28 protein-coding genes are annotated in these 23,874 nt (G+C 38.2%); 7 read left to right on the top strand and 21 right to left on the bottom strand.

Translation table 11 applies throughout. The features are described 5' to 3' along the window. A partial coding sequence (locus F6K23_RS23010) for an Ig-like domain-containing protein (protein ID WP_293160128.1) occupies window positions 1-2,228 on the top strand: 2,228 nt, incomplete at its 5' end. 421 nt (window positions 2,229-2,649) lie between these two features. Here F6K23_RS23010 and F6K23_RS23005 read toward each other — a convergent pair. From F6K23_RS23005 to F6K23_RS22970, 8 genes are all read right to left on the bottom strand, one after another. Continuing rightward, complete coding sequence (locus tag F6K23_RS23005; protein ID WP_293160127.1) at window positions 2,650-3,519, bottom strand: NifU family protein; 870 nt, start codon at window positions 3,517-3,519, stop codon at window positions 2,650-2,652. A gap of 16 nt (window positions 3,520-3,535) precedes the next feature. Then, window positions 3,536-3,760, bottom strand: a complete 225-nt coding sequence (locus F6K23_RS23000; RefSeq protein WP_293160126.1) for a hypothetical protein — start codon at window positions 3,758-3,760, stop codon at window positions 3,536-3,538. Between the two features lie 140 nt (window positions 3,761-3,900). After that, window positions 3,901-4,191: a hypothetical protein gene (locus tag F6K23_RS22995; protein ID WP_293160125.1), complete on the bottom strand. Its 291-nt coding sequence runs from the start codon at window positions 4,189-4,191 to the stop codon at window positions 3,901-3,903. Window positions 4,192-4,476: 285 nt separating this feature from the next. Beyond that, window positions 4,477-5,544: a hypothetical protein gene (locus F6K23_RS22990; RefSeq protein ID WP_293160124.1), complete on the bottom strand. Its 1,068-nt coding sequence runs from the start codon at window positions 5,542-5,544 to the stop codon at window positions 4,477-4,479. Between the two features lie 283 nt (window positions 5,545-5,827). Beyond that, complete coding sequence (locus tag F6K23_RS22985; protein WP_293160123.1) at window positions 5,828-6,154, bottom strand: hypothetical protein; 327 nt, start codon at window positions 6,152-6,154, stop codon at window positions 5,828-5,830. 16 nt (window positions 6,155-6,170) lie between these two features. Continuing rightward, window positions 6,171-6,434 (bottom strand): hypothetical protein, encoded by a 264-nt coding sequence (locus F6K23_RS22980; protein ID WP_293085078.1) that lies wholly within the window; start codon window positions 6,432-6,434, stop codon window positions 6,171-6,173. A gap of 115 nt (window positions 6,435-6,549) precedes the next feature. Beyond that, window positions 6,550-7,011 carry a hydrogenase maturation protease gene (locus F6K23_RS22975; RefSeq protein WP_293160122.1) on the bottom strand — a complete coding sequence of 154 codons (462 nt, stop codon included), beginning with the start codon at window positions 7,009-7,011 and terminating at the stop codon, window positions 6,550-6,552. Window positions 7,012-7,349: 338 nt separating this feature from the next. After that, window positions 7,350-8,360 (bottom strand): AraC family transcriptional regulator, encoded by a 1,011-nt coding sequence (locus tag F6K23_RS22970; RefSeq protein ID WP_293160121.1) that lies wholly within the window; start codon window positions 8,358-8,360, stop codon window positions 7,350-7,352. Between the two features lie 280 nt (window positions 8,361-8,640). Between F6K23_RS22970 and F6K23_RS22965 the strand changes: the two genes are divergently transcribed. After that, a complete protein-coding gene (locus F6K23_RS22965) occupies window positions 8,641-10,242 on the top strand; it encodes a DUF1254 domain-containing protein (protein WP_293160120.1) in 1,602 nt (533 codons plus the stop codon). A gap of 434 nt (window positions 10,243-10,676) precedes the next feature. On the opposite strand, the gene F6K23_RS22960 is transcribed toward F6K23_RS22965, so the two are convergent. The 5 genes from F6K23_RS22960 to tnpA all read right to left on the bottom strand — a co-directional run bounded on the left by F6K23_RS22960 (window position 10,677) and on the right by tnpA (window position 13,634). Continuing rightward, a complete protein-coding gene (locus F6K23_RS22960; protein WP_293160119.1) occupies window positions 10,677-11,174 on the bottom strand; it encodes a gas vesicle protein K in 498 nt (165 codons plus the stop codon). A 286-nt stretch (window positions 11,175-11,460) separates the two neighbouring features. Next, window positions 11,461-11,673, bottom strand: coding sequence for a hypothetical protein (locus F6K23_RS22955; protein ID WP_293160118.1), 213 nt, complete (start codon window positions 11,671-11,673; stop codon window positions 11,461-11,463). Next, a complete protein-coding gene (locus tag F6K23_RS22950; RefSeq protein WP_293160117.1) occupies window positions 11,664-12,059 on the bottom strand; it encodes a gas vesicle protein in 396 nt (131 codons plus the stop codon). The genes F6K23_RS22955 and F6K23_RS22950 overlap by 10 nt, the downstream gene beginning before the upstream one ends. Window positions 12,060-12,076: 17 nt before the next feature. Further along, the gene (gvpN, locus tag F6K23_RS22945; RefSeq protein WP_293160116.1) at window positions 12,077-12,988 is read right to left on the bottom strand and encodes a gas vesicle protein GvpN; all 912 of its coding nucleotides are present in this window, start codon (window positions 12,986-12,988) and stop codon (window positions 12,077-12,079) included. A gap of 232 nt (window positions 12,989-13,220) precedes the next feature. Then, window positions 13,221-13,634, bottom strand: a complete 414-nt coding sequence (gene tnpA, locus F6K23_RS22940) for an IS200/IS605 family transposase (protein ID WP_293160132.1) — start codon at window positions 13,632-13,634, stop codon at window positions 13,221-13,223. A gap of 79 nt (window positions 13,635-13,713) precedes the next feature. Here tnpA and F6K23_RS42030 point away from each other — a divergent pair, with 79 nt between their 5' ends. Both F6K23_RS42030 and F6K23_RS22935 read left to right on the top strand, forming a co-directional pair. After that, the gene (locus tag F6K23_RS42030) at window positions 13,714-13,944 is read left to right on the top strand and encodes a helix-turn-helix domain-containing protein (protein WP_367267783.1); all 231 of its coding nucleotides are present in this window, start codon (window positions 13,714-13,716) and stop codon (window positions 13,942-13,944) included. Then, a complete protein-coding gene (locus tag F6K23_RS22935) occupies window positions 13,895-15,160 on the top strand; it encodes a transposase (RefSeq protein WP_293160115.1) in 1,266 nt (421 codons plus the stop codon). Before F6K23_RS42030 ends, F6K23_RS22935 begins: the two co-directional genes overlap by 50 nt. Window positions 15,161-15,179: 19 nt before the next feature. On the opposite strand, the gene F6K23_RS22930 is transcribed toward F6K23_RS22935, so the two are convergent. From F6K23_RS22930 to F6K23_RS22915, 4 genes are all read right to left on the bottom strand, one after another. Continuing rightward, complete coding sequence (locus F6K23_RS22930; protein WP_293160114.1) at window positions 15,180-15,524, bottom strand: hypothetical protein; 345 nt, start codon at window positions 15,522-15,524, stop codon at window positions 15,180-15,182. Between the two features lie 191 nt (window positions 15,525-15,715). Further along, window positions 15,716-17,596 carry an ArsA family ATPase gene (locus F6K23_RS22925; RefSeq protein ID WP_293160113.1) on the bottom strand — a complete coding sequence of 627 codons (1,881 nt, stop codon included), beginning with the start codon at window positions 17,594-17,596 and terminating at the stop codon, window positions 15,716-15,718. A 238-nt stretch (window positions 17,597-17,834) separates the two neighbouring features. Further along, window positions 17,835-18,107 carry a DUF2442 domain-containing protein gene (locus F6K23_RS22920; protein WP_293160112.1) on the bottom strand — a complete coding sequence of 91 codons (273 nt, stop codon included), beginning with the start codon at window positions 18,105-18,107 and terminating at the stop codon, window positions 17,835-17,837. A gap of 1,879 nt (window positions 18,108-19,986) precedes the next feature. After that, on the bottom strand, window positions 19,987-20,232 hold the full coding sequence (locus F6K23_RS22915; protein WP_293160111.1) for a DUF4926 domain-containing protein: 246 nt from the start codon (window positions 20,230-20,232) through the stop codon (window positions 19,987-19,989). A 42-nt stretch (window positions 20,233-20,274) separates the two neighbouring features. On the opposite strand from F6K23_RS22915, the gene F6K23_RS22910 reads away from it, so the two are divergent. Next, window positions 20,275-20,460 (top strand): type II toxin-antitoxin system HicB family antitoxin, encoded by a 186-nt coding sequence (locus tag F6K23_RS22910; RefSeq protein WP_293160110.1) that lies wholly within the window; start codon window positions 20,275-20,277, stop codon window positions 20,458-20,460. A 229-nt stretch (window positions 20,461-20,689) separates the two neighbouring features. Here the strand turns inward: F6K23_RS22910 and F6K23_RS22905 are convergent, their stop codons facing one another. The 4 genes from F6K23_RS22905 to F6K23_RS22890 all read right to left on the bottom strand — a co-directional run bounded on the left by F6K23_RS22905 (window position 20,690) and on the right by F6K23_RS22890 (window position 22,406). Continuing rightward, a complete protein-coding gene (locus F6K23_RS22905; protein ID WP_293160130.1) occupies window positions 20,690-21,019 on the bottom strand; it encodes a GUN4 domain-containing protein in 330 nt (109 codons plus the stop codon). Continuing rightward, a complete protein-coding gene (locus F6K23_RS22900) occupies window positions 20,988-21,128 on the bottom strand; it encodes a hypothetical protein (RefSeq protein ID WP_293160109.1) in 141 nt (46 codons plus the stop codon). Before F6K23_RS22900 ends, F6K23_RS22905 begins: the two co-directional genes overlap by 32 nt. Window positions 21,129-21,434: 306 nt before the next feature. Continuing rightward, on the bottom strand, window positions 21,435-22,082 hold the full coding sequence (locus F6K23_RS22895; RefSeq protein WP_293160108.1) for a Uma2 family endonuclease: 648 nt from the start codon (window positions 22,080-22,082) through the stop codon (window positions 21,435-21,437). A 75-nt stretch (window positions 22,083-22,157) separates the two neighbouring features. Beyond that, a complete protein-coding gene (locus F6K23_RS22890) occupies window positions 22,158-22,406 on the bottom strand; it encodes a gas vesicle protein GvpG (RefSeq protein ID WP_293160107.1) in 249 nt (82 codons plus the stop codon). 397 nt (window positions 22,407-22,803) lie between these two features. On the opposite strand from F6K23_RS22890, the gene F6K23_RS22885 reads away from it, so the two are divergent. After that, on the top strand, window positions 22,804-23,541 hold the full coding sequence (locus F6K23_RS22885; protein WP_293160106.1) for a GvpL/GvpF family gas vesicle protein: 738 nt from the start codon (window positions 22,804-22,806) through the stop codon (window positions 23,539-23,541). Window positions 23,542-23,702: 161 nt separating this feature from the next. Beyond that, a complete protein-coding gene (locus F6K23_RS22880; protein ID WP_293160105.1) occupies window positions 23,703-23,837 on the top strand; it encodes a hypothetical protein in 135 nt (44 codons plus the stop codon). Window positions 23,838-23,874: the final 37 nt, after the last annotated feature.

The raw sequence follows: 23,874 nt of genomic DNA, 5'->3' as shown, positions 1-23,874 counted from the left end.
CAGAAGAAATACAGAAAACAGTCACTGTAGAAGGTCAAGGTACATTTACCGTCAACGACCAAGGACAAGTTACCTTCACCCCCGAACCAGAATTTACTGGGGAAGCTAGCATTCCTTATACAGCTAACGACCAAGACGGCAACCCCTTAGCACCAGCCAACATTACCGTTGAGGTCGTGGCACCAGCAGCACTAGAAGACGACAGTGAAAGTACCCCCGCAGGTCAACCAGTCACCTTCGACCTCACCGAAAACGACAACAACATCGACCCTGCTACCATCGACCTCAACCCAGAAACAGAAGAAATACAGAAAACAGTCACTGTAGAAGGTCAAGGTACATTTACCGTCAACGACCAAGGACAAGTTACCTTCACCCCCGAACCAGAATTTACTGGGGAAGCTAGCATTCCTTATACAGCTAATGACCAGGATGGTAATCCCTTAGAGCCTGCCAACATTACTGTTGATGTGGCAGAACCAGAGCCAGCTCCAGAACCAGCTCCAGCTCCAGCTCCAGCTCCAGCTCCAGCTCCAGAGCCAGCTCCAGCTCCAGCTCCAGCTCCAGCTCCAGCTCCAGAGCCAGCTCCAGCTCCAGCTCCAGCTCCAGCTCCAGCTCCAGAACCAGCTCAAACAAGTGGAATAGAGAAAGAAGATCATTCATGTCCTCCTCCTCCAACCATAGAACTTGTTGATTTACCAGTTGAACCTGCTATAGTTCTCAATCCCGGTCAATTTGAAGAGATGTTATTGGGTACAGAAGCTGGTGAATTTATTACATCTAGTGCAATAAACCCAGTTGTTGATGGTTTAGGTGGCAACGACACCATGGAAGGTCTTGATAGTCCTGATATCATGTATGGTGGTCAGGGTGAAGACCAAATTTATGCCAAAAATGGTGCTGACTTTGTTAATGGCAAAGAAGAAAGTGATGTAATTCTTGCTGGTAAAGGAGATGATAGTATCCGTGGTGGTAAGGAAGGTGATACCATCTGGGGCGATATGGACAACGATATCATCCTTGGTGAGGCCGGTAACGATGTCATCTTCGGTGGTACCACTGGTACTGACAAAGACTTATCTGGTAATGATATTCTTGACGGTGGAAGCGGTGATGATATGGTCAATGGAAACCGTGGTAACGATATGCTCATGGGTGGTAACGGTAACGATGAAGTTCATGGTGGTAAGGAATCAGATACTATTTTCGGACAAGAGGGTGACGATATGCTCATGGGTGAAAACGGCGATGACAAAATTATTGCTGACCGCAGTTCAAGTTCTTTAGAAGCAGATATAGGAGAAGATTCCGTCTACGGCGGTCGTGGTAACGATATTATGGAAGGCGGTCGTGGAGAAGATGTCATGTATGGAGGTAAGGAAGATGACTTCGTATATGGAGGTAAGGATAATGATTTAATACTAGGCGACCAAGGCAACGATACTCTTCTGGGTCAGCAAGGAAATGACACAATTTTTGGTGGCAACAGTAGTGTTGTTGATGCTGATTTGTTAGGAAAAGACTTGATTTCTGGCGGTGCAGGAAACGACTACCTCAATGGTAACTTTGCTAACGATACTATCATTAGTGGTACAGGAAATGATACTGCGCGAGGTGGTAAGGATGACGATTTTATATATGGTGAAGCAGGTGACGACCTTCTGTTTGGAGATCAAGGTAATGATACTATCTGTGGAGGTGATGGTAACGATACTATGTACGGTGACAACCCCGAACTTTCAGCAGAAGTTGGTGCAGAAGGTCAGCAAGACGAACTATTTGGTGGTCTCGGAGATGACCTCATGTTTGGCAACCAAGGTGAGGATCTATTGTGGGGTGAGGAAGGTGATGATACCATGTTAGGTGGTACCGATAATGATACCCTCTGTGGATTATCAGGAAATGACTCTCTCCTCGGAGAAGCAGGTGACGATCTCTTGTTTGGTGGGGTCGGTGATGATACTCTGACTGGGGGTAGTGGTAGCGATATCTTCGTTATCAACTCTCAAGGATCGGACCTATTCACAGACTTCAATATTAGTGAAGACTGGTTAGCTTTGGATGATGGATTAACTTTAGATTCACAACAGTTAAGTATTCAGGCTGTTGGCAACAATACTCAAATCTTCTTAGATAACCAACTTTTAGCTACTCTAGAAAATACTGTAGCTAGTCCAGAGCAGATCGCAAGTCGGTTCACTAATGTTAGTGATTCTTCTCTCATCTAATTGATAGAGTAGTTTTTTACCGAAAAATTGGGTTTAAAGCCTCGCCCTTGTAGGGCGACTTTTTATTTTATGTGCAAGTGAATTGAATATGTGGTACAGTGTTATTAGTTGCCGGGGGGCACTCGGAAACTCGTGCGCGGACGTGGAGGGAAGCGTTAGACTACCGCCAAGGAAGCAGCACCCTGTGTTAGCGGCAGCTATGCGAAGCAAAGCGTCAACCCGCCGAGGAGCTACGGCTCAGTAGGAATCCCCGTGCCTTTAGGCCGGGGAGGATGTCAACGCACATCATCTATAAAAATAGGGCACATAAATATGATTGTGCCCCCAGTATTTCCTAAAATTATTGTAGGGACATTCCAAGGAGTGTCCCTATATTCTTTTTTGCAGATATCTAATTTCAAAACTTGAAACTTTTCTCTGCCTAACACTGAATCAAAATCCGATCGCCTCTCATAGTTACCGGATACTGTTGCAAGGTCATTTCTGGAGCAGTCAAACATTGCCCGGTTGCTAAGTGATACTTAAAGTTATGAAATGGACAAGTGAGAATACCTTCTATTACTTCTCCTTTATCTAAAGGTTTAGCTAAATGACTACAACTATTACGATAGGCAATGACATCATTACCCACACGAGTCAAAATTAATTTCAACCCATCCACATCAACAGCTAAAATACCACCTTCCGGTATCTGGTCAATATTTGCTAAAGCAACCCAACCTGTTTCCTCTTGTGCAGCAAAGGGACTCGCAATAGTATTGCTTGCTTTTCCACGTTTAACCGGAGTATTGACCGAAACCACATTTTTGATTTCCGGACAGTGGGTTTTAATTGCCTGCTCGACTCCATCTTTCATGGTTAAGGTTGAAGCAGGACAATTACTACAGTTTCCCACTAATTTTACTTCCACGGTATCCGGTAGTTTTATGGCAAGTAATTCCACATTACCATTATGACTTTGCAAACCGGGACGCACTTCATCTAATGCCTGCTGAATCCTAATTTCTAGAGAAGGTGTAGGTGGTTTAATCAATTCGTGGTAGTGCAGTAGACTATAAACTACTTCATCTTGCACTGCCTGACGCAATGCTGGCATAGACTCCTGTTTAACACTACGAATTAATCGGGTTAAAGCTTCCTTGTGTAATGCTTCTATGGCATTTTTCAACCCTTCAACCACTACCTTTTGATTTTCATCCCAATGAGCGATCACCTGCTCAAAGTGAGTAATATCAGATACTAGAGATTCTAGACTCACAGACTCTTGCAAGGGAAGTTTGGCTTGAGTCATTTTTATTATTTTCTTCCTATTGCAACTTCACATCTTTCAGCAAAAATGGCATAGAGATTCCAGTTGCCAAACTAGAAATAATAATTGGAAACAATAGTGTTGTTCCCATTTGTGCCATTGCTATTAGTAATAAAGCACCAAAAGAAGTAGCTATAGTTACTTGTTTGAAAAAATAAAATGGATTTCGTAATAGTTTTCCTTTGAGTAATAATTTGGAGCTAAACCAACCGACTTCTAGCATAATTGTTTCTCCTTTTTTCTACTGTTATATCAAGTCTCATTAATTAGCCATAATAAATTAGCTATCTTTAGTCATCTTTAGATGACTTCTGCTTTGAGCCAAGAAATAAATTTCTTGGCGGATGAATAACTCACTCAAACCTAAACAAATTTTAAAATTGCCAAGCCAACAATAACTGCCGGAATTACACCAGCAGGGCCAAATAAACCACCAATCATGGCAGCCAGACTATAACCTAAATCTTTTCTTGCTAACCATATTCCACCAATAGCACCAGCGATAATCGAAATTCCGCTAGCAACTCCTAGCCAAAATATGGCTGTTAGTAAAGTAATTTCTCCAGTAACTAGGTCACTGATAAAAATTTGAAAGCTTGGTATGGCTTCCAAGTCTGTAATCATAGTATTGACAACGGTAATTAGACCGCTCATTTTGTTTATTCTCCTTTTTATTTAGTAACTACTGACTTAACTAGCTATCAGCTATCAGCTAGCCTCTTGCAGAGGAAGTGCGTTAACAGCTTTTAGCTAAAATCGGCGGGTTCGGTGTCCCCCACGCTTATTTGAAAAAATTAGTAGTGTGTGTGTTCTGGGGGGAGGACACCCCCATCATACGCCTTGAGATCTGATGGCTGACCGCTGACCCCTGACTGCTATTTCAACATTAGGACTTACGCAGATACGCTATATATAGTACTCATAACTATTGTCCAATAGTTACTGGACTCTATAAACATTGTCTTTGCGTAAGTCCTGAACATCAAAAATTGATAGTTCGCTTTCTACTGCTGCTAATGCTTCGGAAACTATTGCTGCTCTTTCTACTTCGCTATACTGACAAAAAATTGCTTGAGCTTCTTCATAGAGAATTTTTGCCTGGAGTAGATTTTGCTGATTTCCTGCTTCTGGGTGTTTCGGGTTATCTGGTAAGTTGTATAGCAGGTTGGCTTTATTAGAGATGGTAGCTGCATACTCTAATGGTGTATCTTTTGCAGTACGGACTTTCAAGGCTTCATTGTATGCAGTTAATGCCCGTAAATTATTGTCTATCGGATGCAGACTGGGGAGGTATTGTAAGGCATTGGCCAGGTTGTTTTGCAACATCGCGTATTCGTTGGGATGTTCGATGAGGTTAACTGCCTTTAATGCTTCCTCAAATGATTGTACTGCCATTGCTTGTCGCATACCTTCTCTTTCTGGAGATAGGGTCATTGAGAGATAGGCGATCGCGATATTATTCTGTAATATGGCATATTCTTGTGGGTGTTTATCTGCGGTAAATATTAGTAACCCCCGTTGATATGTTTCTATTACCTGTTTTGTTGTTGCCAAGTTAAAATTAACTAATGCTTGTAATACCAAGCCTAAATTCATTTCCGCTTCTGCAACTTCTTCAGGTATTCCTTGTTCCCGTAATATTTCTAGGGCAGTTTCATAAGCTTCTCTCGCCTCCAGCAATAGATCGGGTCCTTCTCCTGGCATAGCTCTTAAGGCTGTTGCTATTCCTACCAATGCTCTTGCTTGCAGGAGAGGATAATCGTTACTGGATAATTCTATAGCTTGTTGATATAGGCCGATAGCATCATCTAGTTGTTTAGAGTCTTTTGGTTTTTGTTGCAACCCATTTGCCATTTCTATCAGCATCTGAATTTTTTCTGCAACATTTGCTGATTCAGATTCTATAGCCTTCAATGCTGCCCTAACTGAGGTATCACTAATAGTTTGAAGCACAGTTTTTAATAAATTAGTATTTTTAACAAAAATATATTTGTTATGATTATCCAAGTCTAACTTTCAAGTTATTTTTATTTTATCAATATACTTAGTTACCCTCTCATTGTTTATACTCTTTTTATATTTCTTATGAAAGGTTAAGACATATCGACAGCTTAAAACTCAGACAACGCAATATTTTTCCTTCTTCCTTCTTCCTTCTTCCTTCTTCCTTCTGCTATACAACAAAATCAAGCTCGATGGATATATATTAATAGTAAAAAAATCAGAATAAATCATCAATTTTAACTATTAATATTCCCCAAGATATCGAACTTGATTTAGTATTTTATATTCAAACTTTTGCTGTTGCAGAATTTTGTGAATTACGCTCAAAGCTAATCATATTAGCAATAGATTCTGGTAATTCCTGCAAATCATCTGTATCTTGAGAACCACTTAAAGGAGAGACAAAAGTATAACAAGGGTCACATTCACTTGTATCATAAACCTGAAGAATCCAATAATCAGGATATCCTTCTATTGCTACTTCCACAATATACCAATTAGGCTCTTGTTTCGTATTTCTAATAGTAAACCACTCTTGTTCTGCCTGGGGAATTTCCCAATCATTCCCTAAAAAATCAATGGCTAATTTTTCTGCTTCTGTCTGAGAAAACATAACATTAATTATCTACTTATTGGGCAGGTGCTGCAGCAGTTTCAGGGTCAGGATATAATCCTAATTGTTTAGCTAATTCACGAGCAAGATGGAATAAAAATTTAGCACCATCTTGATTGCCATGATGAATTTGTGCCTGACCAACTTGCATTAAAACTGACACAAAACCAGCATCAACTAATTCAATATTTTCATCTAAAACATCAGGTTCTTTTCCATTAGGACATTGAACTAATTTATCAATTAATTCATAATATTGTTCTGTTCTTTGTTCGTCCATGATAATTTCCTTGTGTTATAGGTAAGCATTCAGCGGTCAGCTCTGCAAAGAGATGCCTAGCGCAAATTTTTAGGCTGATAGCTGATAGCTAGTTAAATTAATTTTGCACAGATACTTAATCAATTAGAGTTGATATAAGTTCTTGAAAAACCTTCTCAGCAGAACGCTGAACTACAGAAGAAAGTTCTAGACCAAAATCCAAATTTTCAGCTTCTATTAAATAGACAATTACATCTTCAGGAAAATCCTCCCGAAAGATTTTTCGACCCACCGCTAGAGCATTATCCCAACGAAAATCATGCAAACTATAACTAGGTTCTGGCAGTGTTTCTAACTCCGAACTAGGAACTTTAAATATTGCACCTGGTTCAGAACCTGTGGCACTAGCATCCAGAATAATTAATTGCTGAGTTCCCCGTGCCTGAAACATCACTTCCATTCCCGCAGTACCGCAGTCATAAACCCGGACATTTGGATGAGGATGTTCAGTCAGATATTGCTGCAAGCGTTGAGCAATAATTACTCCTACCCCATCATCACTACGGTTAAGATTACCGCAACCAATAATTGTCAACATTATTTATTTGTTAAGTGGGGTATTAGATGTGCTGAAAAGTAGATTTTATCTAGTTTATTAACTTTACGTCCTCAACACTAACCCATTTTTAAAACTGTTTTTGTAACCTAGTAACATATATTGGAAGTCAGAATTGGTACGGGCGAATGGCCATTCGCCCCTACAGAAGTCAGAAGTTAATTTATTGCTGTGACTGAAGCAGGAGAATTTGAGAATGTCGGCGATCGCTCTATCTACTGAATATATTGGGAGGCAAACAGTAGCATTAAATTGTTAAAAAGATAATTATTATAAGAAAAACTTTAGATTCCGAATATATTTATCGCTCAATACTCAAGCTAACTTTTGTAGTGTTTTGTTAAAGTCTCTGAAGGCAACTCCCCAAACATGGCTTTGTAATCTCTAGTAAAATTACTCGGACAGTAGAACCCAAATTCATTAGCCAGGAAGACAATGGTACAATTGTCAGGTTCGCTTGCTTTCAGGTGTTCTCGCACTGCATTCAGTCGTCGTACCTTGAGATAGCGCATCGGACTCACGCCAAATAAGTCTTTAAAACCAAAAGATAATGCACAACTGCTAGAGCCTAAATTTTGAGCGAGTTGTTTTAAAGTCAGAGGTTTATTTAAGTTGGCTAACATTTCTTTTTCAGCTTGGGCAATCAACTTTTCTCTTCGGGAAGCTTTGAGGAAAGACTTAGAATTTAACTTGATGGGAATCTGACTAATCAACAAAGGAAGGAAATCATCAGTAACGAGTTTTTCAATGTGAGGGTTTTGAAACCAAGTAGGTTGGTGTACTGCTAACCAAAATAGTTGTTTCAGATAATCTTTAATTTCTTTCATCCCAGTTGGTAGCAAATTCACAGAATTTTTACTCAGGAAACTATCATCGAGATCGTAGCGTTGTAGTTGTTGTGCATAAACATGAAAAGTTTTCTTAGGGATTAGAATGGTTATCATCACTCCACCTTTAGGAAGTATTAGATCTGTTCCCTTGTCATTGAAACCAAAAATAGTTCTTTGAGGATCGACAAACCTACGGTGGGAGTACAATCCCTCATCACTCTCAAAACAAGATATCCCAAAAGATAAGTATTCCTTCAACTGTTCACCCAAAGCTTGAATCCCTTGACTCACTTGACGACAAACGAAATATATGTCACCAACCTGAGCTGACAAAAACTCAGCTTGAATATAACCACAAGTGAGTTGTGTAATTTCCAGCCCGCGACCGCTAAAAAAATTCTTGAAATAATCCATATCTTTAAAGGATTTGTAGACAATCCGAAGATTGTCTGTCCCAGGAGAATTTTTAGTTTGGGTAATTTTACTTTTGTTTATCTCCATCAACAAACTTATTTTTACAGCACTTCATCAAAAAAAATAATCAGATTAATCATAAGCAAAACTAATACAAAAAAACAATTAGTTATTTAATTTGTATGGCTGAAAAAGTTATAATTTTTACTTATTCACAGAGATAGCTTACCACTAAAGTAATTTTTAAGTCAGAAAGTATCCAGGACTCATACTGATTTAGTTATGGCGTAAGCCAAGAAAACTGGCTTTATTGAAGAACTAAACAACAAGTTGTCCAAATATTAGTTTTGTTTATCAGGTTTTACCGATGATTTTGAATCGAATTTGGAGAGTGATGGTGGTAGTGGCGATCGCTACCTCCCTTCTCCTTGGAAATATCATATTACCCACAGGCCCTGTTCTTGCTCAAGAAACGGAAGATACCTGTGAAAATCTTAGTGATTGGGAAGAAGAATATGCCTACACCCTCGGCGTGCAAGCCTATATCTATGCCTTCCCTTGGACTTATATGCCAAAGGCTTACTGGACTCGCATGACGGATGAAGGTGGGAAAGTCAACGAGTTTTACCACTACGAGGAATTAAGAGACGATACCTTTGTCGGAGGGGGGAATCAGAATGACACCCTCTATTCCCACGCAGTTGTATATCTCGGAGACGAACCCCTCATTCTGTCAGTACCCGAAATCGATCGCTACTACACAATTCAGATGGTTGATTACCGGGGAGACAATTTTGCCTATGTGGGTCAGCGTGCCACTGGACCAGAAGCCGGTAACTATGCCATTGTTGGTCCGAATTGGGAAGGCGAGCTGCCTGATGACGTGCAGAAACTTGAAGGATCTTCCAGTACGCCTTGGGCGCATCTCTTCGGGCGAACTATGGTGACAGAGATTGAACGAAAATTAGACCGAAAATTAGACAAATTAGACAAAGATTTCGCGTTGGCCAGAGTCCATGCCATTCAAAGCCAGTACAAGTTAACACCTCTGTCTCAGTGGAATGATCCCGATGCTTCAGAACCAGACGTGCCCGAACTCTGGAAGCCTTACTATGAGGGTGACTTTGCGGACTGGAAGAATATTAACCATGCGATGGCGGACAATCCCCCCGACCCTGCAGATAGCGCTTTGCTGGATTTATTCAAGGGCATAGGCATTGGACCCGGGTTAGATGTGGAACTCCAAAGCGAGAGTACCAAGCACGGTCTCGAATGTGCTGCTGTCGATGGTTTACAGATTATCAGGAATGCTTTTGCTAACGGGTACGCTCAGAAGCAGGTCAATGGCTGGAACTACCCACCGCCGGAAGCTGGCCGCCCCTCCCAAACAAAAGACTGGTTACTCCGTGCGATGCAGGCCGAATCTGGTTTTATTGCCAACGATCCGGACGAGGCCGTTTACCTGAATGCATCGTTGGATGGAGAGGGCAATCTGCTGACCGGAGCCAACCGTTATGAACTGCGATTCGAGAAGGGCCAGCAACCCGAGGTGAATGAATTCTGGTCCATCACCATGTATGACACCGATACTACTATGGTCACGAATGATATCAATCGCTTTTCTGTTGGAGACAGAAGCGATCTGGACGACGGTGACGATGGCAGCGTTACAATTTCCATCCAGCACGATCCTCCAAGCGAGTGTTTAGATCAGGAGGGGGAGCTCAATGGGGATCTGTGTCCCAACTGGTTGCCCGCACCCGAAGGCAATTTCTATATGTTCATGCGCCTGTATTTACCAAAATACCCAGGATTGTTCCAGTGGTGGGTTCCTCCTGCTTTGACGAATCTTGGTCCTCCCGAAACTTCTGATAATGCCCTGTCTGCCCAAGCTGTTGAAGATGTAGCTCAAGAAGATTTTTGGGACACAATCATTCAGCAAATTGAGAAACGTTATTCAAGCAAATAGCGATCGCTATTCACAGGACTTACGCATGAGGTACGAAAAACGCAGGTCATCCAACACTCATCAGCCGAATCGAATGCCTGCGTAGTAATGAATTTAATCTCGATGGGGCGGGCTATTGACGCAATTGGGTGAGCAATGCTCACCCTCCTTACTCGGAACAATAAACCTTACAACCTAGGACTAACAAGAATATCAGGACTTACGCGAAGGCACTATTTATAGGGGTTAGTAGCGATTGAACAATAGTTTTAAACACTATATATAGCGTATCTGCGTAAGTCCTAAATATGTCAAATATGGTTCGAGCGTCTTTGAATACTATGGCACGAATCAATCTTACTATGTAACGAAATGTTATACAGTTGAAACCCTTGTTCTTGTTGCCTTCCACTCTGTTCCAGTCTCTGCGGACGTAACGGTTGCAGGACTGCCACTTATTTTTTCCTTTGATCGATCGGTTTAGAAGTCAAAACCAAGTGTAAACGAGCATGAATCAAACTTAACTCCGCCAAACCTAAATCTAGACTGCCATCCAAAACCACTCCAGTATTGATGATTCTGTCTAATAACTCTAAAATAGAAGGACTTTCAGATTTTTCTCCTGGATAATACTCTCCTGACTTGGGCAACAAAGTACCAATTTCACCCAAATCCAAATTCAAATCTTCGGGGTCAATATCAAATACTTCGCAGAGCTTAATCACCTGTTCTTCCAACTGTCGCAGACTTTCAGCAGCACGGTCTAATTCTTCATCACTCAACATTTCAGCATCCATTCGCCGAATCACCTGAGCTTCCATTAGTTGCCGTACCAACTCAATAACTGTTAGCAACAATGGAGCTAACCCTGCTTCAGAATTACTTTGAGATTTGCCAATAGGAATTATAGAGGGTTCTTCTGGAGATGGTTGTGGAGACGGTTCTGGAGACATAAGAAATAAAGTGTGGGGAGTGTGGGGTAGGGACGTTGCATGCAACGTCCGTACGGGAGTGGGGGAGTAATTTTTTTGCTCTTGCTAACCAAGAAAATGAGTGTCAGGAATTACTTCAGAATTCAGAATTCAGAACTCAGAATTATAAATTCTAAATTACCGATAAATTAAGGTATAAAGCCTCTCCATTCATGGAAAACAAAGAAAAAAATTCCTTTTAGCTAGTCTTCTTATTTATAAATCAGCTCTAATTATTCATTATTAATTATTCATTATTAATTATTTACTACCAACGTTGTAAAGCTTGCCATTTAGCAAACCGCCATTGTTGAAGTTCTCTGTGAGACATAACTTCAGTTCTAGCAACCCGCATTCTAGCTCTTTCGACTGCTCTATTATTGCGACCATGGAGACCGCGACAAGACAAACACCCACGAATAGCTTTACTACTGAGAATATCTTTGCTAGTTTTGATTTTTATTGCTGTATCTATTGCCATGTTTTACCGTTATTGTGACCATTATTGTTACTGTTATTTGGAGAGTGACCATTGGTATGATATTCATATCCATCACTCTTAAGTGCTTTTATCTCTGACTCTAGGGAAGCAACTCGGTCAAGAAGTTTTTGATTTGCCTCCATCAGAGAATTGCTTTGACTGCTGAGGTAGGGGTCACTTTCCCACCAGTTAATTCCAATTTCTCTAGCTTTATCCACAGAAGAAATTAATAGGCGAATTTTAATGCTGAGAAGTTCTGTCGAACCAACGGAAACAGAAATATCTCCTGCAATAACTATTCCCTTATCCAGAACTCTTTCCAGTATATCTGCTAAACTAGACCCATTAGTTGCCGTGACTAATTTATTGTTAGTATTGGTACTCATAAAATACTTTCCGTAAGCTAAACATTAGAGGTCGAAACTTTTTCAGTGGGGAAAAATTCCTTTAGAACTTCCTCCAGTCGCTGCATAGCTTCCACCCTGGGTAAACTAGCTCGCGATATTAATATATCAGCACAAATATCTTGAAAATGAGGGTCTTGACCATTCACTGGAACATTGTGGTCGTGACAAACTTTGCCAATAATTAGACAGGAACGCAAACCACCTAATTTTTCTTCCCCTATTCTTGTCCGAAAAGTACGCACTAGGTTAACTATAGTTTCAGCTTTTTTTGGATCGATACCTGTTTGACGTATGACTATTTCTTGTTCGGTTAAAGCATCAGGTTCTCCCATATTAATTGTAACTACTCGGTCTAATAAAGCATCTTGAGTAGCATGAACTCCACAATATTCTTCTGAGTTGGAAGTTAAAATTACTCTAAACCTAGGATTAACCTGAATATATTCTGAGCGGTCTTGGTTGGGTGGCAAAACCAACATTTTCTCTTCTAAAACTGAGAGTAAAATATTATTTACCTCTGGACGAGAGCGATTAAATTCGTCATAAACTAGAGTAAAACCTTCCTTACAAGCTAAGGTTAATCTAGAGTCAACCCAATGATGTTTTAGTTCATCCTCAACTTTTAATACAGTATGGATATAATTATCCACAACTTTTTTACGAGTATATCCAGATTGATTACCTATTAAGTCTGAGGTTTTAAATTCATCATCTCCAAACATTAAAACAATAGGTTGGCGACGTAGATGAGCAAGGTGTAATGCAAGGGTGGTTTTGCCTACTCCTGCTGGCCCGCGCAAGTGAACTGAGTAGCCAGATTTTAAATAACGCAAAGCACGTTGAGCTACACGTTCGACACCGGGGGTGCTGACAAATTGTTGGGGTGAGACATTAAGTACAGTAGTCATTATTAAGTCAAAAGTTAAAAGTAAGATTTGGTTAAAGTCAAAAGTCAAAAGTCAAAAGTCAAAAGTAAGATTTTGTCAGGATAGGTCATTATTAAGTCAAAAGTCAAAAGTTAAAAGTAAGATTTTGTCAGGATAGGTCATTATTAATTATTAATTATTAATTATTTTAACCCCCCGGCGGGAAGTCCCGCGCTGTAATTTTCAATTCAGCACCGTATGGGAAAGCCGGGCGTTATGTGTGTGGTTCCTCCTGATTCTCTATGTACTTTTTTAGCACTGAAACACTGACACCACCACAGCTAGCTATAAAATAGGATTCGCTCCACAAAACAGCTTTGAAGTAAACCTGATTTATTTGTTCTGAAAACTCTGCCCTAAGTCTTCTACTGCTTACAGATTTCAGGTTAGTAATAAATTTAGGTAATTCTAACTGTGGGTAGTATTGAAATAACAAATGTACATGGTCGGGTTCACCGTTGAACTCTATTAGTTTGCAGTCCCATTTAGTGCATAGATTGTCTACTATTTCTCCTAAGCGCTTGAGCATTTCCTGGTTGATTACTTTTTTTCTATATTTAGTTACCAAGACTAAGTGAGCTTTCATGTCAGAAACTGCTCTACCACTTGATACAAAATCATTTTTCATAATTACTTCAATATAACTGTTGACAATAAAACATACAGTCATTATAATAACAAGTGTAGAGATAAAGGTCGATACTAGAATGCTACTGAAATATAAATACAAGCTAAAACCTCATAAAAGGCAAACGGTAATTATAGCTAATTGGTTGGAATTAGCCAGAAAGCAATACAATTACCGTTTAGCTGAAAGGGTAAACTGGTTTGAAGCAACCCGCACACCAGTAAAAGCTTGTCCACTTAATGTTTCAGTAGGTAGGGACGTTGCATGCAACGTCCGTACAACGGATTTATCAAAATATTCCAGAGTTTAGAGTACAAACACGGGACGGCAGAAAGAAAGACAGCGATGGTAATCCAATAACGAGGAAAGGGGACAAACATCCGAATCTAGTCAATGGCTATGTTTTGTGGGAGACTGTTCAACTAGCAGACTTAGCACAAACTAAAAAACTATTTCCTGAATATAAGTCCATACACTCCCAGGTTTTACAAGATGTTATCCAAAGAGTACAAACAACAATGGATAACTTTACTAAAGCTGATAAAAACGGTAAAACCAGTGGTAGACCTAAATTCAAAGGTAAACATTACTATAATTCGTTCAGTTATCCTCAGCTATCAAATACCAATATTGTCAAAAATGCCAACGGTCGTTTTTGTGTAAATCTGCCAAAGATTGGTTTAGTCCCTTTTGTCTACAATCGTCCAATACCAGTAGGATTCAAGGTTAAGACAGGTACAGTGATTCGTGAAGTTGACGGGTGGTACATTAGCTTCACGATAGAAGATAAGGGTGTACCTTGCGAGGTTGTAGAAATTCAACCCACCGAAGATAACTCAAAAGGTATTGATTTAGGACTGTTGCACTATGCTGTTACCAGTGATGAAGAATTTATAGAAGTTCCTAAGTTTTTCAGGTTCTCTGAACATCGTTTATCTACACTTCAGGTGAGATTGGCTAAGAGACAAAAACATTCAAAGCCTTGGAAGATTCTCCAGCACAAAATAGCTAAACTGCATCAGTTGATAGCTAGACAACGGTTAGACTGGCAATTCAAATTAGCTTATCATCTATTTTCAGATGTAAGTGTTATTTTCATCGAAGACTTACAGATAGCTAATTTAGTTCGACGTTGTAAAGCTAAATTAGGCGACAATGGTCAATTCTTACCCAATGGTCAATCAGCTAAGTCAGGACTCAATAAGTCTTTGCAAGATGCAGCTTTTGGTCAGTTTGTTCAAGTTCTAGAGTATGTAGCCTGGAAATTGGGAAAGCGAGTTATCAAAGTAGACCCCAAAGGTACATCTCAATATTGTTGGGAATGTTTGAGTAAAGTCCCTAAAAGCTTATCTGAGCGCTGGCATTCATGCCCTAAGTGTGGGCAAGAGTTGGACAGAGACTATAACTCAGCCCTTCTAATACAAAAAATAGGATTATTATCAATACAGGGGGAGGACATCACCTCTGTCAAAACAGCGGTCAGGGCTTCCCTGGCTGAAGAATCCCGCGTTCGTCATGTCGCGTAAGCGCAACGTCGGGAGTATGTCAATATCCTAAAGTAATTGTTTTGAACTTTGATTTAGGTGGTTCTGGTGTTCTAGTTTGACGTTTTTCTACTTTCTTACTTGTTAATTTATTCATGGTAGTTTTCTGAGATTTAATTGGTTGCCGAGATTGACTTTTTAGCTCTTTATTTGTTTCTTCATCCAGAACAGCAAGACGTTCTTTAATTTGGTTACATCGTCTTTCTAAATTTTGCAGTTCTTTTTGTAAACGTTCTTTTTCCACAACATTTTTATATACTGTTAAATATGTAGTTGCTTCTGAACGTTGGCGAGGCATACTGCTAAGTTTTGGTGGAATTTTTCCACGTTTGGCTGAACGGTGCATAGTTAATAAGTTAGTTAGTTAGTTATACCAATTTTTTAAAGATATAGAATAGTTTTATCCCCCCAAACCCCCCCTTGGAAAGGGGGGCTTAAGAATTTAGGCTTAAGCCATAACTTTATTAAAATGGTATTAGTTAGTATTTTGCAAATTTTTCTGAGCTGATAGCTGATAGCTGATAGCTGACGGCTAAATCAAAATAAATAATTAGCTGCTCCTTTAATTTGTTCGATAGGTTCAATTGAACGAGGTAACATTGGCATACAAACAATTTTTGCTCCTGGAAATTTATTCCTAGGAACAACGCTATTAGAGGTAAAACAATTTAAAACTACATAATTTTGTGCTATCTCCTTTTCTACAAGAGATTGATAAAGACGTTCTGCTTCGGCAATAACTCCGGTCTGGGGACGCATAACTCCAATAAATTCTGTTTTTTGCGAATCTTTCAGAATTTTTTGTGCATTAACCACCCGCTTCCGTAAAGTTCTTAAACGCCCCATAAATTCGGTTCGACCAATAATATCTTGATATTTTATCCATAGTTTAAAAATCCAACTTAACCAATCTTGCATGGCACTAGGCATTTCTAAAAAACGTAATAAATGACCAGTGGGAGCTGTATCTAAAATAATTAAATCTTCTTGGTTTTCCTCCAACAATTCAATTACTGTTAATAAGGATAATATTTCATCAATACCAGGTAAAGCTTGCTCAACAATTTGACGCCATCCCTTGGGAGAAAATGCCATTTCAAAAGACGCTGAATTATCCGGTTTTTCCCCACTCATTATTTCTGCTAATTCCCACAAATAATCTTCTCGAAATTTGTCAATAACTTGATTTGATTCTATTTCTTGTCCTTTGAGGTTAGTATTAATTATAGACGGTTCATGGCTTAGATTTAAACCAAAAGCATCTCCTAAAGAATGGGCAGGATCGATAGAAACTGTTCTAATTTGACTGTCAGGATGTCGTTGTGCCATTTCCCAACCAATGGCAGCAGCTATAGTAGTTTTCCCAACGCCTCCTTTTCCCCCAATAATTAATAAACGCTTACCCTCTTCAATAAAGTCAGTAAAACCAGGAGGAATTTTTTCCGGCCATTTGATATCTACTTTCCCAGAAGTTGAGAGTGGTAGACTTTCTGCTGGAGAAATTTGGTCAATTAGATTTTCTAAGGCAGTTATACCTAAAGGTTCAGAATTTTGTTGGGGTATCAGGTATACCGATTTTTCTCCTGCCAGTTCCATAAACTGACTAACTAACTTTCCTTGTTCCAGACAGCGATCGCCACTACTATCTTTATCTATAACAATTTGATTCACAAAAATCGCACTGTAAGAAATTTTCAGATTTTCCAAAGAATCTAAAAATCTCCTGGTCTCCTGAAAACTCATGGGTTCGGGTAGTGCCATAACTAAACAAGCGGTATTAGGAGACTCTTGTAATAAATGACGACCTGCTGCTAATTCGTCCTTAAGATTTTGTAATGTTTCATCCGCCTCATCTGGTGTATACTTACCCGCAAAACTTTCTTTTATGTAGCGATATTTTTGTTGAAAAAGTTCTAGGGAGTTGAGTAGGGTATCCAAAAAATCCATTAGTCGGAATAAATTGAGAGTATGACCGCTCGGAGCCATATCTACTACTACTCGATTGACTACCTTTTCGTTACAGAGGCGTTGTATTTCCAGTAAACCCATTAATTCGTCTAATCCTGGCCAATCTAAATCCCAGACTGGGGTGAGGTCTTCCCCTTCGACAAAACTACCTCGTTCTACCAATAGTTCTAGGATATCGCCATAACGTTGTTTAAATTCTTCGAGCAGGAGATTAGCATCTAAAGCTCTGACTGAAAGATTGGGTAAAGTTTGTAAGGGTGTTGGTGTATCTGTAACTTCTATTTGCAGGACATCTCCTAAAGAGTGGGCAGGATCGGTGGAAATTAACAGGATTTTTTCATCAGGGAATTTTTTCGCCCATTGGCAAGCAAAAGCACAAGAAGTTGTGGTTTTTCCCACGCCTCCTTTGCCACTAAACATTGCTAAGTTTAGGTTATCAAAAAGTTCCATTAGTTTTTTTATGGATAAAAAGGAACAAGAAATTTATAAATTTTTTGATTTCAATTAAAAAGTTTATATATTTGGTTTTCTATAGGCTTTATTTTAGAATATTTTTAAATTTTATTAGAGTAAATATTTTTTTTCTTTATTATCTCTGGTTGAATAGTTATAATTAAAGCTTGTAGTAGGGCTTCAGCCCGAATATATATGGGCTAAAGCCCTACTACAAACAAAAATATTTTGAAAATTATGGAAGTAATTTAAGATTGCTTTCCTCGACTTCTGTCACAATAGAATACAAAACATCTGGGTCTAAATCTGCCCCATTTTCCCAATAAATTGTTCCCCATTCAGGATTAAGTTTGACGGTTTTAAAATAATTTATGTCTTGTAATTTGGCAAAAATTCCTGTAAATTTTATTAGCTGACTAATATCAACAATTCCCTCTTTCCCATCTTCAAATTTAAGATAAAGTAGATAGTTTTCTTGGTGACTAACTTCGATAATGTCTTTTAACATAATTTACTTTATTTGTCATTGCGAGGGGGGATGGTAAAAGTTATTTCAGTTGTCTCTCAAGTATACCCCCGAAGCAATCTCACTTGCCAAAACTTAAACGAAGAGGGTTCTATTTTGTCATTGCGAGGGGGGATGGCAAAAGTTGTTTTAGTTGTCTCTCAGACATACCCCCGAAGCAATCTCACTTGCCAAAATTCTTATGAATAAATTGCTTCTATTTTGTCATTGCGAGGGGGATGGTAAAAGTTATTTCAGTTGTCTCTCAGACATACCCCCGAAGCAATCTCACTAGCCAAAATTTTGAGGAATAAATTGCTTCTATTTTGTCATTGCGAGGGGGATGGTAAAAGTTATTTCAGTTGTCTCTCAGACATACCCCCGAAGCAATCTCACTAGCCAAAATTTTGAGGAATAAATTGCTTCTATTTTGTCATTGCGAGGGGGGATGGCAAAAGTTATTTCAGTTGTCTCTCAAGTATCCCCCCGAAGCAATCTCACTAGGTAAAATTTTGAGGAATAAATTGCTTCTATTTTGTCATTGCGAGGGGGATGGCAAAAGTTATTTCAGTTGTCTCTCAAGTATCCCCCCGAAGCAATCTCACTAGGTAAAATTTTGAGGAATAAATTGCTTCTATTTTGTCATTGCGAGGGGGGATGGCAAAAGTTATTTCAGTTGTCTCTCAAGTATCCCCCCGAAGCAATCTCACTAGGTAAAATTTTGAGGAATAAATTGCTTCTATTTTGTCATTGCGAGGGGGATGGCAAAAGTTATTTCAGTTGTCTCTCAAGTATCCCCCCGAAGCAATCTCACTAGGTAAAATTTTGAGGAATAAATTGCTTCTATTTTGTCATTGCGAGGGGGGATGGCAAAAGTTATTTCAGTTTTCTTTCAGACATACCCCCGAAGCAATCTCACTAGCCAAAATTTTGAGGAATAAATTGCTTCTATTTTGTCATTGCGAGGGGGATGGCAAAAGTTATTTCAGTTTTCTTTCAGACATACCCCCGAAGCAATCTCACTAGGTAAAATTTTTATGAATAAATTGCTTCTATTTTGTCATTGCGAGGGGGGATGGTAAAAGTTATTTCAGTTTTCTTTCAGACATACCCCCGAAGCAATCTCACTAGGTAAAATTTTTATGAATAAATTGCTTCTATTTTGTCATTGCGAGGGGGATGGTAAAAGTTATTTCAGTTTTCTTTCAGACATACCCCCGAAGCAATCTCACTAGGTAAAATTTTTATGAATAAATTGCTTCTATTTTGTCATTGCGAGGGTGGATGGTAAAAGTTATTTCAGTTTTCTTTCAGACATGCCCCCGAAGCAATCTCACTAGGTAAAATTTTTATGAATAAATTGCTTCTATTTTGTCATTGCGAGGGTGGATGGTAAAAGTTATTTCAGTTTTCTTTCAGACATGCCCCCGAAGCAATCTCACTAGCCAAAATTTCAACTAAGAGATTGCTTCGGCTAATTTAATATTTTTCTTAAAAGTTTAACTCATTTCTGACCGCCTCGCAATGACAATATTAATTTGCTCGTTGCTAGTTTTCTAGTAATTCTAGAAGAGATTGCTTCGGCTAATTTAATTTTTTTCTTAATAGCTTAACTCGTTTCTGACCGCCTCGCAATGACAATATTAATTTGCTCGTTGCTAGCTTTCTAGTAATTCTAGAAGAGATTGCTTCGGCTAATTTAATATGTTTCTTAAAAGTTTAACTGGTTTCTGACCGCCTCGCAATGACAATATCAATTTTATCGTTGCTAGTTTTCTAGTAATTCTAGAAGAGATTGCTTCGGCTAATTTAATTGTTTTCTTAATAGCTTAACTCATTTATGACCGCCTCGTAATGACAATACCAATGATAATGTCTCTATTTAGATTATTTCTACTAAAGAACGAACAGACAAAATTTTATCTTGTTTTAAAGGTTCAACAGCAGACATAGGAACAATAATTACATTGATAGATTCTCCTACGGCATTAAATACTTCTAATACATAACCATTTTCTCCTCCTTCTGGGTGAATTGCTGTATCAATTAACATAGCAATGTCACCTTTTTTCAGGTTATATTCTGGGAAGTCTTTGGTTAGAGAAATAGGTTGGTATAATTCAAGCATTACAATAAATTTTAAATCTCTTACTGATAACTGAAAATAAAGATGCGATACGGAGTTAAACTCAAACAAACTGATGAAGGATATGCTATTTGGTGTCCTTATTTGCCTGGATGTTGGTCTCAGGGAGAAACTGAAATTGAGGCATTGGAAAATATTAAAGATGCCATAGAATCTTATTTAGAATGTATGGAAGAGTTAAATTCAGATGGTGAGTTGCATAATTCCTAATAATAAAAAATAACCATTTCGTAGGTTGGGTAGAACGAAGTGAAACCCAACAGATATTTTATTTCTATAGATATAGATTTTTGTTGGGTTGCGCTGCCGCTTAACCCAACCTACTAAACTGGTTTAACTGTTGAGGAGTTTATGAGTCTTTTATGAATGAGCAAGACTAATTCAACTAACTGATAACTGATAACTGATAACTGATAACTGACTAAGGCGACTGAAACGCTTATATGTTACAGTCTACAAGTCTCCGCGCTAGAGAAAAGATGAGCTTGAAATGAAGCTCATTATAAAAGGACCACATGTGTTCTTCTTCAAAACCCACCCCACCCACAGGGAGGTGTCCCATGCAATGCGATGATGTGTCCTTCACCCAAGTTAGCTCATCGTAGCTCAACAATTCGTCTCCTTTTCTCCATCCTACTTTATCTGCAAACTTTTCCCATACCTCCCTATGATACTCTTTTGTTCCACCCAAACTCTGATAAATTTTCTTCTGCACAGAAAAGCCAAATTTACCATCACTATATTTTACCCTCGGCCTTTTGTACTCCATCAAATCCTTGAATTTCCGACAACATATTCTCAGTATCTGTTTGAAGTTGTTCCTCTTCTAATTGTGGGTCAGATAGAGTAATTGTTAGTTGAATATTTTCTAATGACATAATGTTTAATTTTTATTTTTCAGGAATAAAATGATTATACCCTTAAATTAGTTCTAAGCAAAAATTGTAAATTGTAGGAGTTTAGTCTCCAAACCTAAGGGAAAATAGGATTTGGAAATCAAACCTCTACTGGACTGACACATCTGAAATTGTGCGTTACGACGGATTGCTAAATCTACTTCATAGTTTAAATTTAAGCCGTCTAACTGAGCCTACAAATTTAGCTATTAACTAATAACTAATATAAGTTAATAAGCAAAATTAATTACACATTCTATTGGTTCCCTATTCCCTATTCTCTATTCCCTATTCCCTCTCTTTAAATTGAGAAAATAGGAAGGCAATAACTTGATTTTGACTGATGCTTAGACTCTGTTGTAAAGCCTCCTTTAAAACATCTATTAGTAACCCTGGTAAAACTTGAGATTCTGTAATCCTTTTACTGCCATCATCAACCATAGTAAAAGCAATAATATCTACATTTTTCACATCAACTATCCAATATTCTTTGACTTTTAAATCTTCATAAATCAACCTTTTCTCACCTTTATCATCAGACAGTGAAGTATTGGCTATTTCTATGACTAAATCTGGCGGTGGATATGTATCTAAATCTACCACAGAAGTTCCCCTGGGAATAATATTGGCATTGTCACCTATGTAGTAGGAAATATCTGGTTGTACTTCTTGAAATCCGATTTTTCTGTAACTACAATTGGTTAAACTATTATTGTCGATATTTTTCATATAACAAAACAGACCAAGAGCTATGTTAATAAGTGAATTATCCTTAGCATGATCGTGACTTAATGGAGACATTTCTATTCTAAATCTTCCTTGATAATAATAAGATTTTGCTTTTGCATAAATGGGATTTTCAATAGTTTGGAGATATTCATCCCAAGTAGCTGAAACCCATGTATCTGTTGGAATTTTTACTTGTAAATTTGTCATAAATAAAATTACTGTTAACTAATACAGCAGTTTTGAGGGTTAATTAACTACATAAAAAACTGAGAGCTAAAATAACTATTCTTCCTCTTTAAGCATTTCTTCTTCCGCCGCCTGAATTGCTAATAAAAGTTCCTCTTCTTGTTCTTCAAAATCTTCTTCTGAAACCTCTCCCATATCAAAAGCAAGTTGAAGAGCTAGAAGTTTTTTACTAAGATTTTCTTTATCATCTACTTCTGTATCAACTTGTTCTTGAATTTTTTTCCCTAACCAAACTATTCCTCCCAATGGACCAGTAATAGGCAGAGTTAATAAACGGATAATCATAATTATGAAGTCCTAAAATTACTTATCTAAGCAAAAATTGTCCCATTTGCTGAAGTCAAAAGTCGTAGGGGCGAATGGCCATTCGCCCGTACAAAAGTCAAAAGTCAAAAGTAATATTTATTCAATAGACAGAAAACTTTGACATTTCAACGGATTATTTGACATTATAACTTTGAGACTATTTGTTACCTTACTCGAAGAAATACTAGGTCAGTTAGTAAAAATGACTTCATAACCCGAAAAATGGACAATTTCTACTACCCGCTCTGTTCATCAAAGAAAGCACTAAATCCCCGCGTCCCCGTGTCTCCCTGTCTCCGTGTCAAATCTTAAAAGCTTACCCTTGTAAGACTCCCTCACTCCCCTACTCCCTATTCCCTAAAATGAATTATTAATTATGAAATCTGGTTTCTATGTTTATGGTATATTCCTACCACCTGGTCCGCAAAATTTAAGTTTACAAGGATTGGATAAAGAAGTTGTAAATATTCAAATTGTTGATGAATTTGCAGTGCTTTATTCTATGGCAAAACAGGAACGTTATCTGGCAAGTCGTCGCAATTTAGTTACCCATGAAAAGGTGCTTGAGTCAGCGATGGAGGCAGGTTATAGAAATGTTTTGCCTATGCGATTTGGTTTAGTAGTTTCTGACTGGGAAAAATTTTCTCAACAGTTGACTAACCCTTTTGAACAGGTAATGAAAGAACTTTTTGCTAAGTTAGAAAATAATCGAGAAGTAGGGATAAAAGTATATTGGGAACCAGATTCAGAGATCAAACAATTACTTGTAGAAAATCCAGAATTAAAAACTAAAAGAGATAGTTTAGTTGGCAAAAATTTAAGTATGGATGAGGTGATTCAGATTGGGCAAGCTATCGAACAAGAAATGAATAATCGTAAACAAGATATTATTGAAATATTCCAAACAACTCTGAATCAAATGGCGATTGAAGTAGTAGAAAATGACCTGCAAACAGAAAAAATGATTTATAATGCAGCCTATCTAATACCTTGGGAAAAAGAATCTGAGTTTGGTGAAAAAGTAGAAGCTATTGATAGTAAATTTGAGGGAAGATTTAAAATTCGCTACAATAGTTTTACTGCTCCTTTTAATTTTGCTCGAATCGAACAATGAAAAGCATTCAGCCATCAGCTATCAGCTTTTTGAGTTTTAGACATCTTATGAGAATCAAAAATAAAATCAATTATCCCACATAAATTATCAATTATTTCCCCCTACTCTGTAGGGACGTTGCATGCAACGTCCCTACTCTTTAATTATCAAAAATTAAAACAATGAATCATTTTCTAAGATTAGGCTTAAGACAAATAATAGAACTAGCAAAAGTTCTAGAAAAAAAATCCGAAACAGGGGAAGTAAAAACTTCCTATCAGGTACAGTCTCGAACTATTAACAATACTCCCAAATGAAAAGCATTCAGCCATCAGCTATCAGCTATCAGCTTGA

The organism is Okeania sp. SIO2C9, assembly GCF_010672455.1.
Taxonomy (GTDB): Bacteria; Cyanobacteriota; Cyanobacteriia; order Cyanobacteriales; family Microcoleaceae; genus Okeania.
This window is presented reverse-complemented; position numbering and strand designations above follow the sequence as displayed.

Coding starts and splice junctions, on each gene's coding strand:
- F6K23_RS22950 (WP_293160117.1), bottom strand. CDS start 12,059: ATGAGTACCAATACTAACAATAAATTAGTCACGGCAACTAATGGGTCT.
- F6K23_RS22920 (WP_293160112.1), bottom strand. CDS start 18,107: ATGTTAAAAGACATTATCGAAGTTAGTCACCAAGAAAACTATCTACTT.
- F6K23_RS22955 (WP_293160118.1), bottom strand. CDS start 11,673: ATGGCAATAGATACAGCAATAAAAATCAAAACTAGCAAAGATATTCTC.
- F6K23_RS22975 (WP_293160122.1), bottom strand. CDS start 7,011: ATGTTGACAATTATTGGTTGCGGTAATCTTAACCGTAGTGATGATGGG.
- F6K23_RS23000 (WP_293160126.1), bottom strand. CDS start 3,760: ATGCTAGAAGTCGGTTGGTTTAGCTCCAAATTATTACTCAAAGGAAAA.
- gvpN (WP_293160116.1), bottom strand. CDS start 12,988: ATGACTACTGTACTTAATGTCTCACCCCAACAATTTGTCAGCACCCCC.
- F6K23_RS22930 (WP_293160114.1), bottom strand. CDS start 15,524: ATGCACCGTTCAGCCAAACGTGGAAAAATTCCACCAAAACTTAGCAGT.
- F6K23_RS22890 (WP_293160107.1), bottom strand. CDS start 22,406: ATGATTATCCGTTTATTAACTCTGCCTATTACTGGTCCATTGGGAGGA.
- F6K23_RS22965 (WP_293160120.1), top strand. CDS start 8,641: ATGATTTTGAATCGAATTTGGAGAGTGATGGTGGTAGTGGCGATCGCT.
- F6K23_RS42030 (WP_367267783.1), top strand. CDS start 13,714: ATGCTACTGAAATATAAATACAAGCTAAAACCTCATAAAAGGCAAACG.
- F6K23_RS22895 (WP_293160108.1), bottom strand. CDS start 22,082: ATGACAAATTTACAAGTAAAAATTCCAACAGATACATGGGTTTCAGCT.
- F6K23_RS22900 (WP_293160109.1), bottom strand. CDS start 21,128: ATGTCATTAGAAAATATTCAACTAACAATTACTCTATCTGACCCACAA.
- F6K23_RS22915 (WP_293160111.1), bottom strand. CDS start 20,232: ATGCTTGAATTATACCAACCTATTTCTCTAACCAAAGACTTCCCAGAA.
- F6K23_RS22910 (WP_293160110.1), top strand. CDS start 20,275: ATGCGATACGGAGTTAAACTCAAACAAACTGATGAAGGATATGCTATT.
- F6K23_RS22925 (WP_293160113.1), bottom strand. CDS start 17,596: ATGGAACTTTTTGATAACCTAAACTTAGCAATGTTTAGTGGCAAAGGA.
- F6K23_RS22905 (WP_293160130.1), bottom strand. CDS start 21,019: ATGGAGTACAAAAGGCCGAGGGTAAAATATAGTGATGGTAAATTTGGC.
- F6K23_RS22970 (WP_293160121.1), bottom strand. CDS start 8,360: ATGGAGATAAACAAAAGTAAAATTACCCAAACTAAAAATTCTCCTGGG.
- F6K23_RS22985 (WP_293160123.1), bottom strand. CDS start 6,154: ATGTTTTCTCAGACAGAAGCAGAAAAATTAGCCATTGATTTTTTAGGG.
- tnpA (WP_293160132.1), bottom strand. CDS start 13,634: ATGAAAAATGATTTTGTATCAAGTGGTAGAGCAGTTTCTGACATGAAA.
- F6K23_RS23005 (WP_293160127.1), bottom strand. CDS start 3,519: ATGACTCAAGCCAAACTTCCCTTGCAAGAGTCTGTGAGTCTAGAATCT.
- F6K23_RS22960 (WP_293160119.1), bottom strand. CDS start 11,174: ATGTCTCCAGAACCGTCTCCACAACCATCTCCAGAAGAACCCTCTATA.
- F6K23_RS22880 (WP_293160105.1), top strand. CDS start 23,703: ATGAATCATTTTCTAAGATTAGGCTTAAGACAAATAATAGAACTAGCA.
- F6K23_RS22980 (WP_293085078.1), bottom strand. CDS start 6,434: ATGGACGAACAAAGAACAGAACAATATTATGAATTAATTGATAAATTA.
- F6K23_RS22885 (WP_293160106.1), top strand. CDS start 22,804: ATGAAATCTGGTTTCTATGTTTATGGTATATTCCTACCACCTGGTCCG.
- F6K23_RS22995 (WP_293160125.1), bottom strand. CDS start 4,191: ATGAGCGGTCTAATTACCGTTGTCAATACTATGATTACAGACTTGGAA.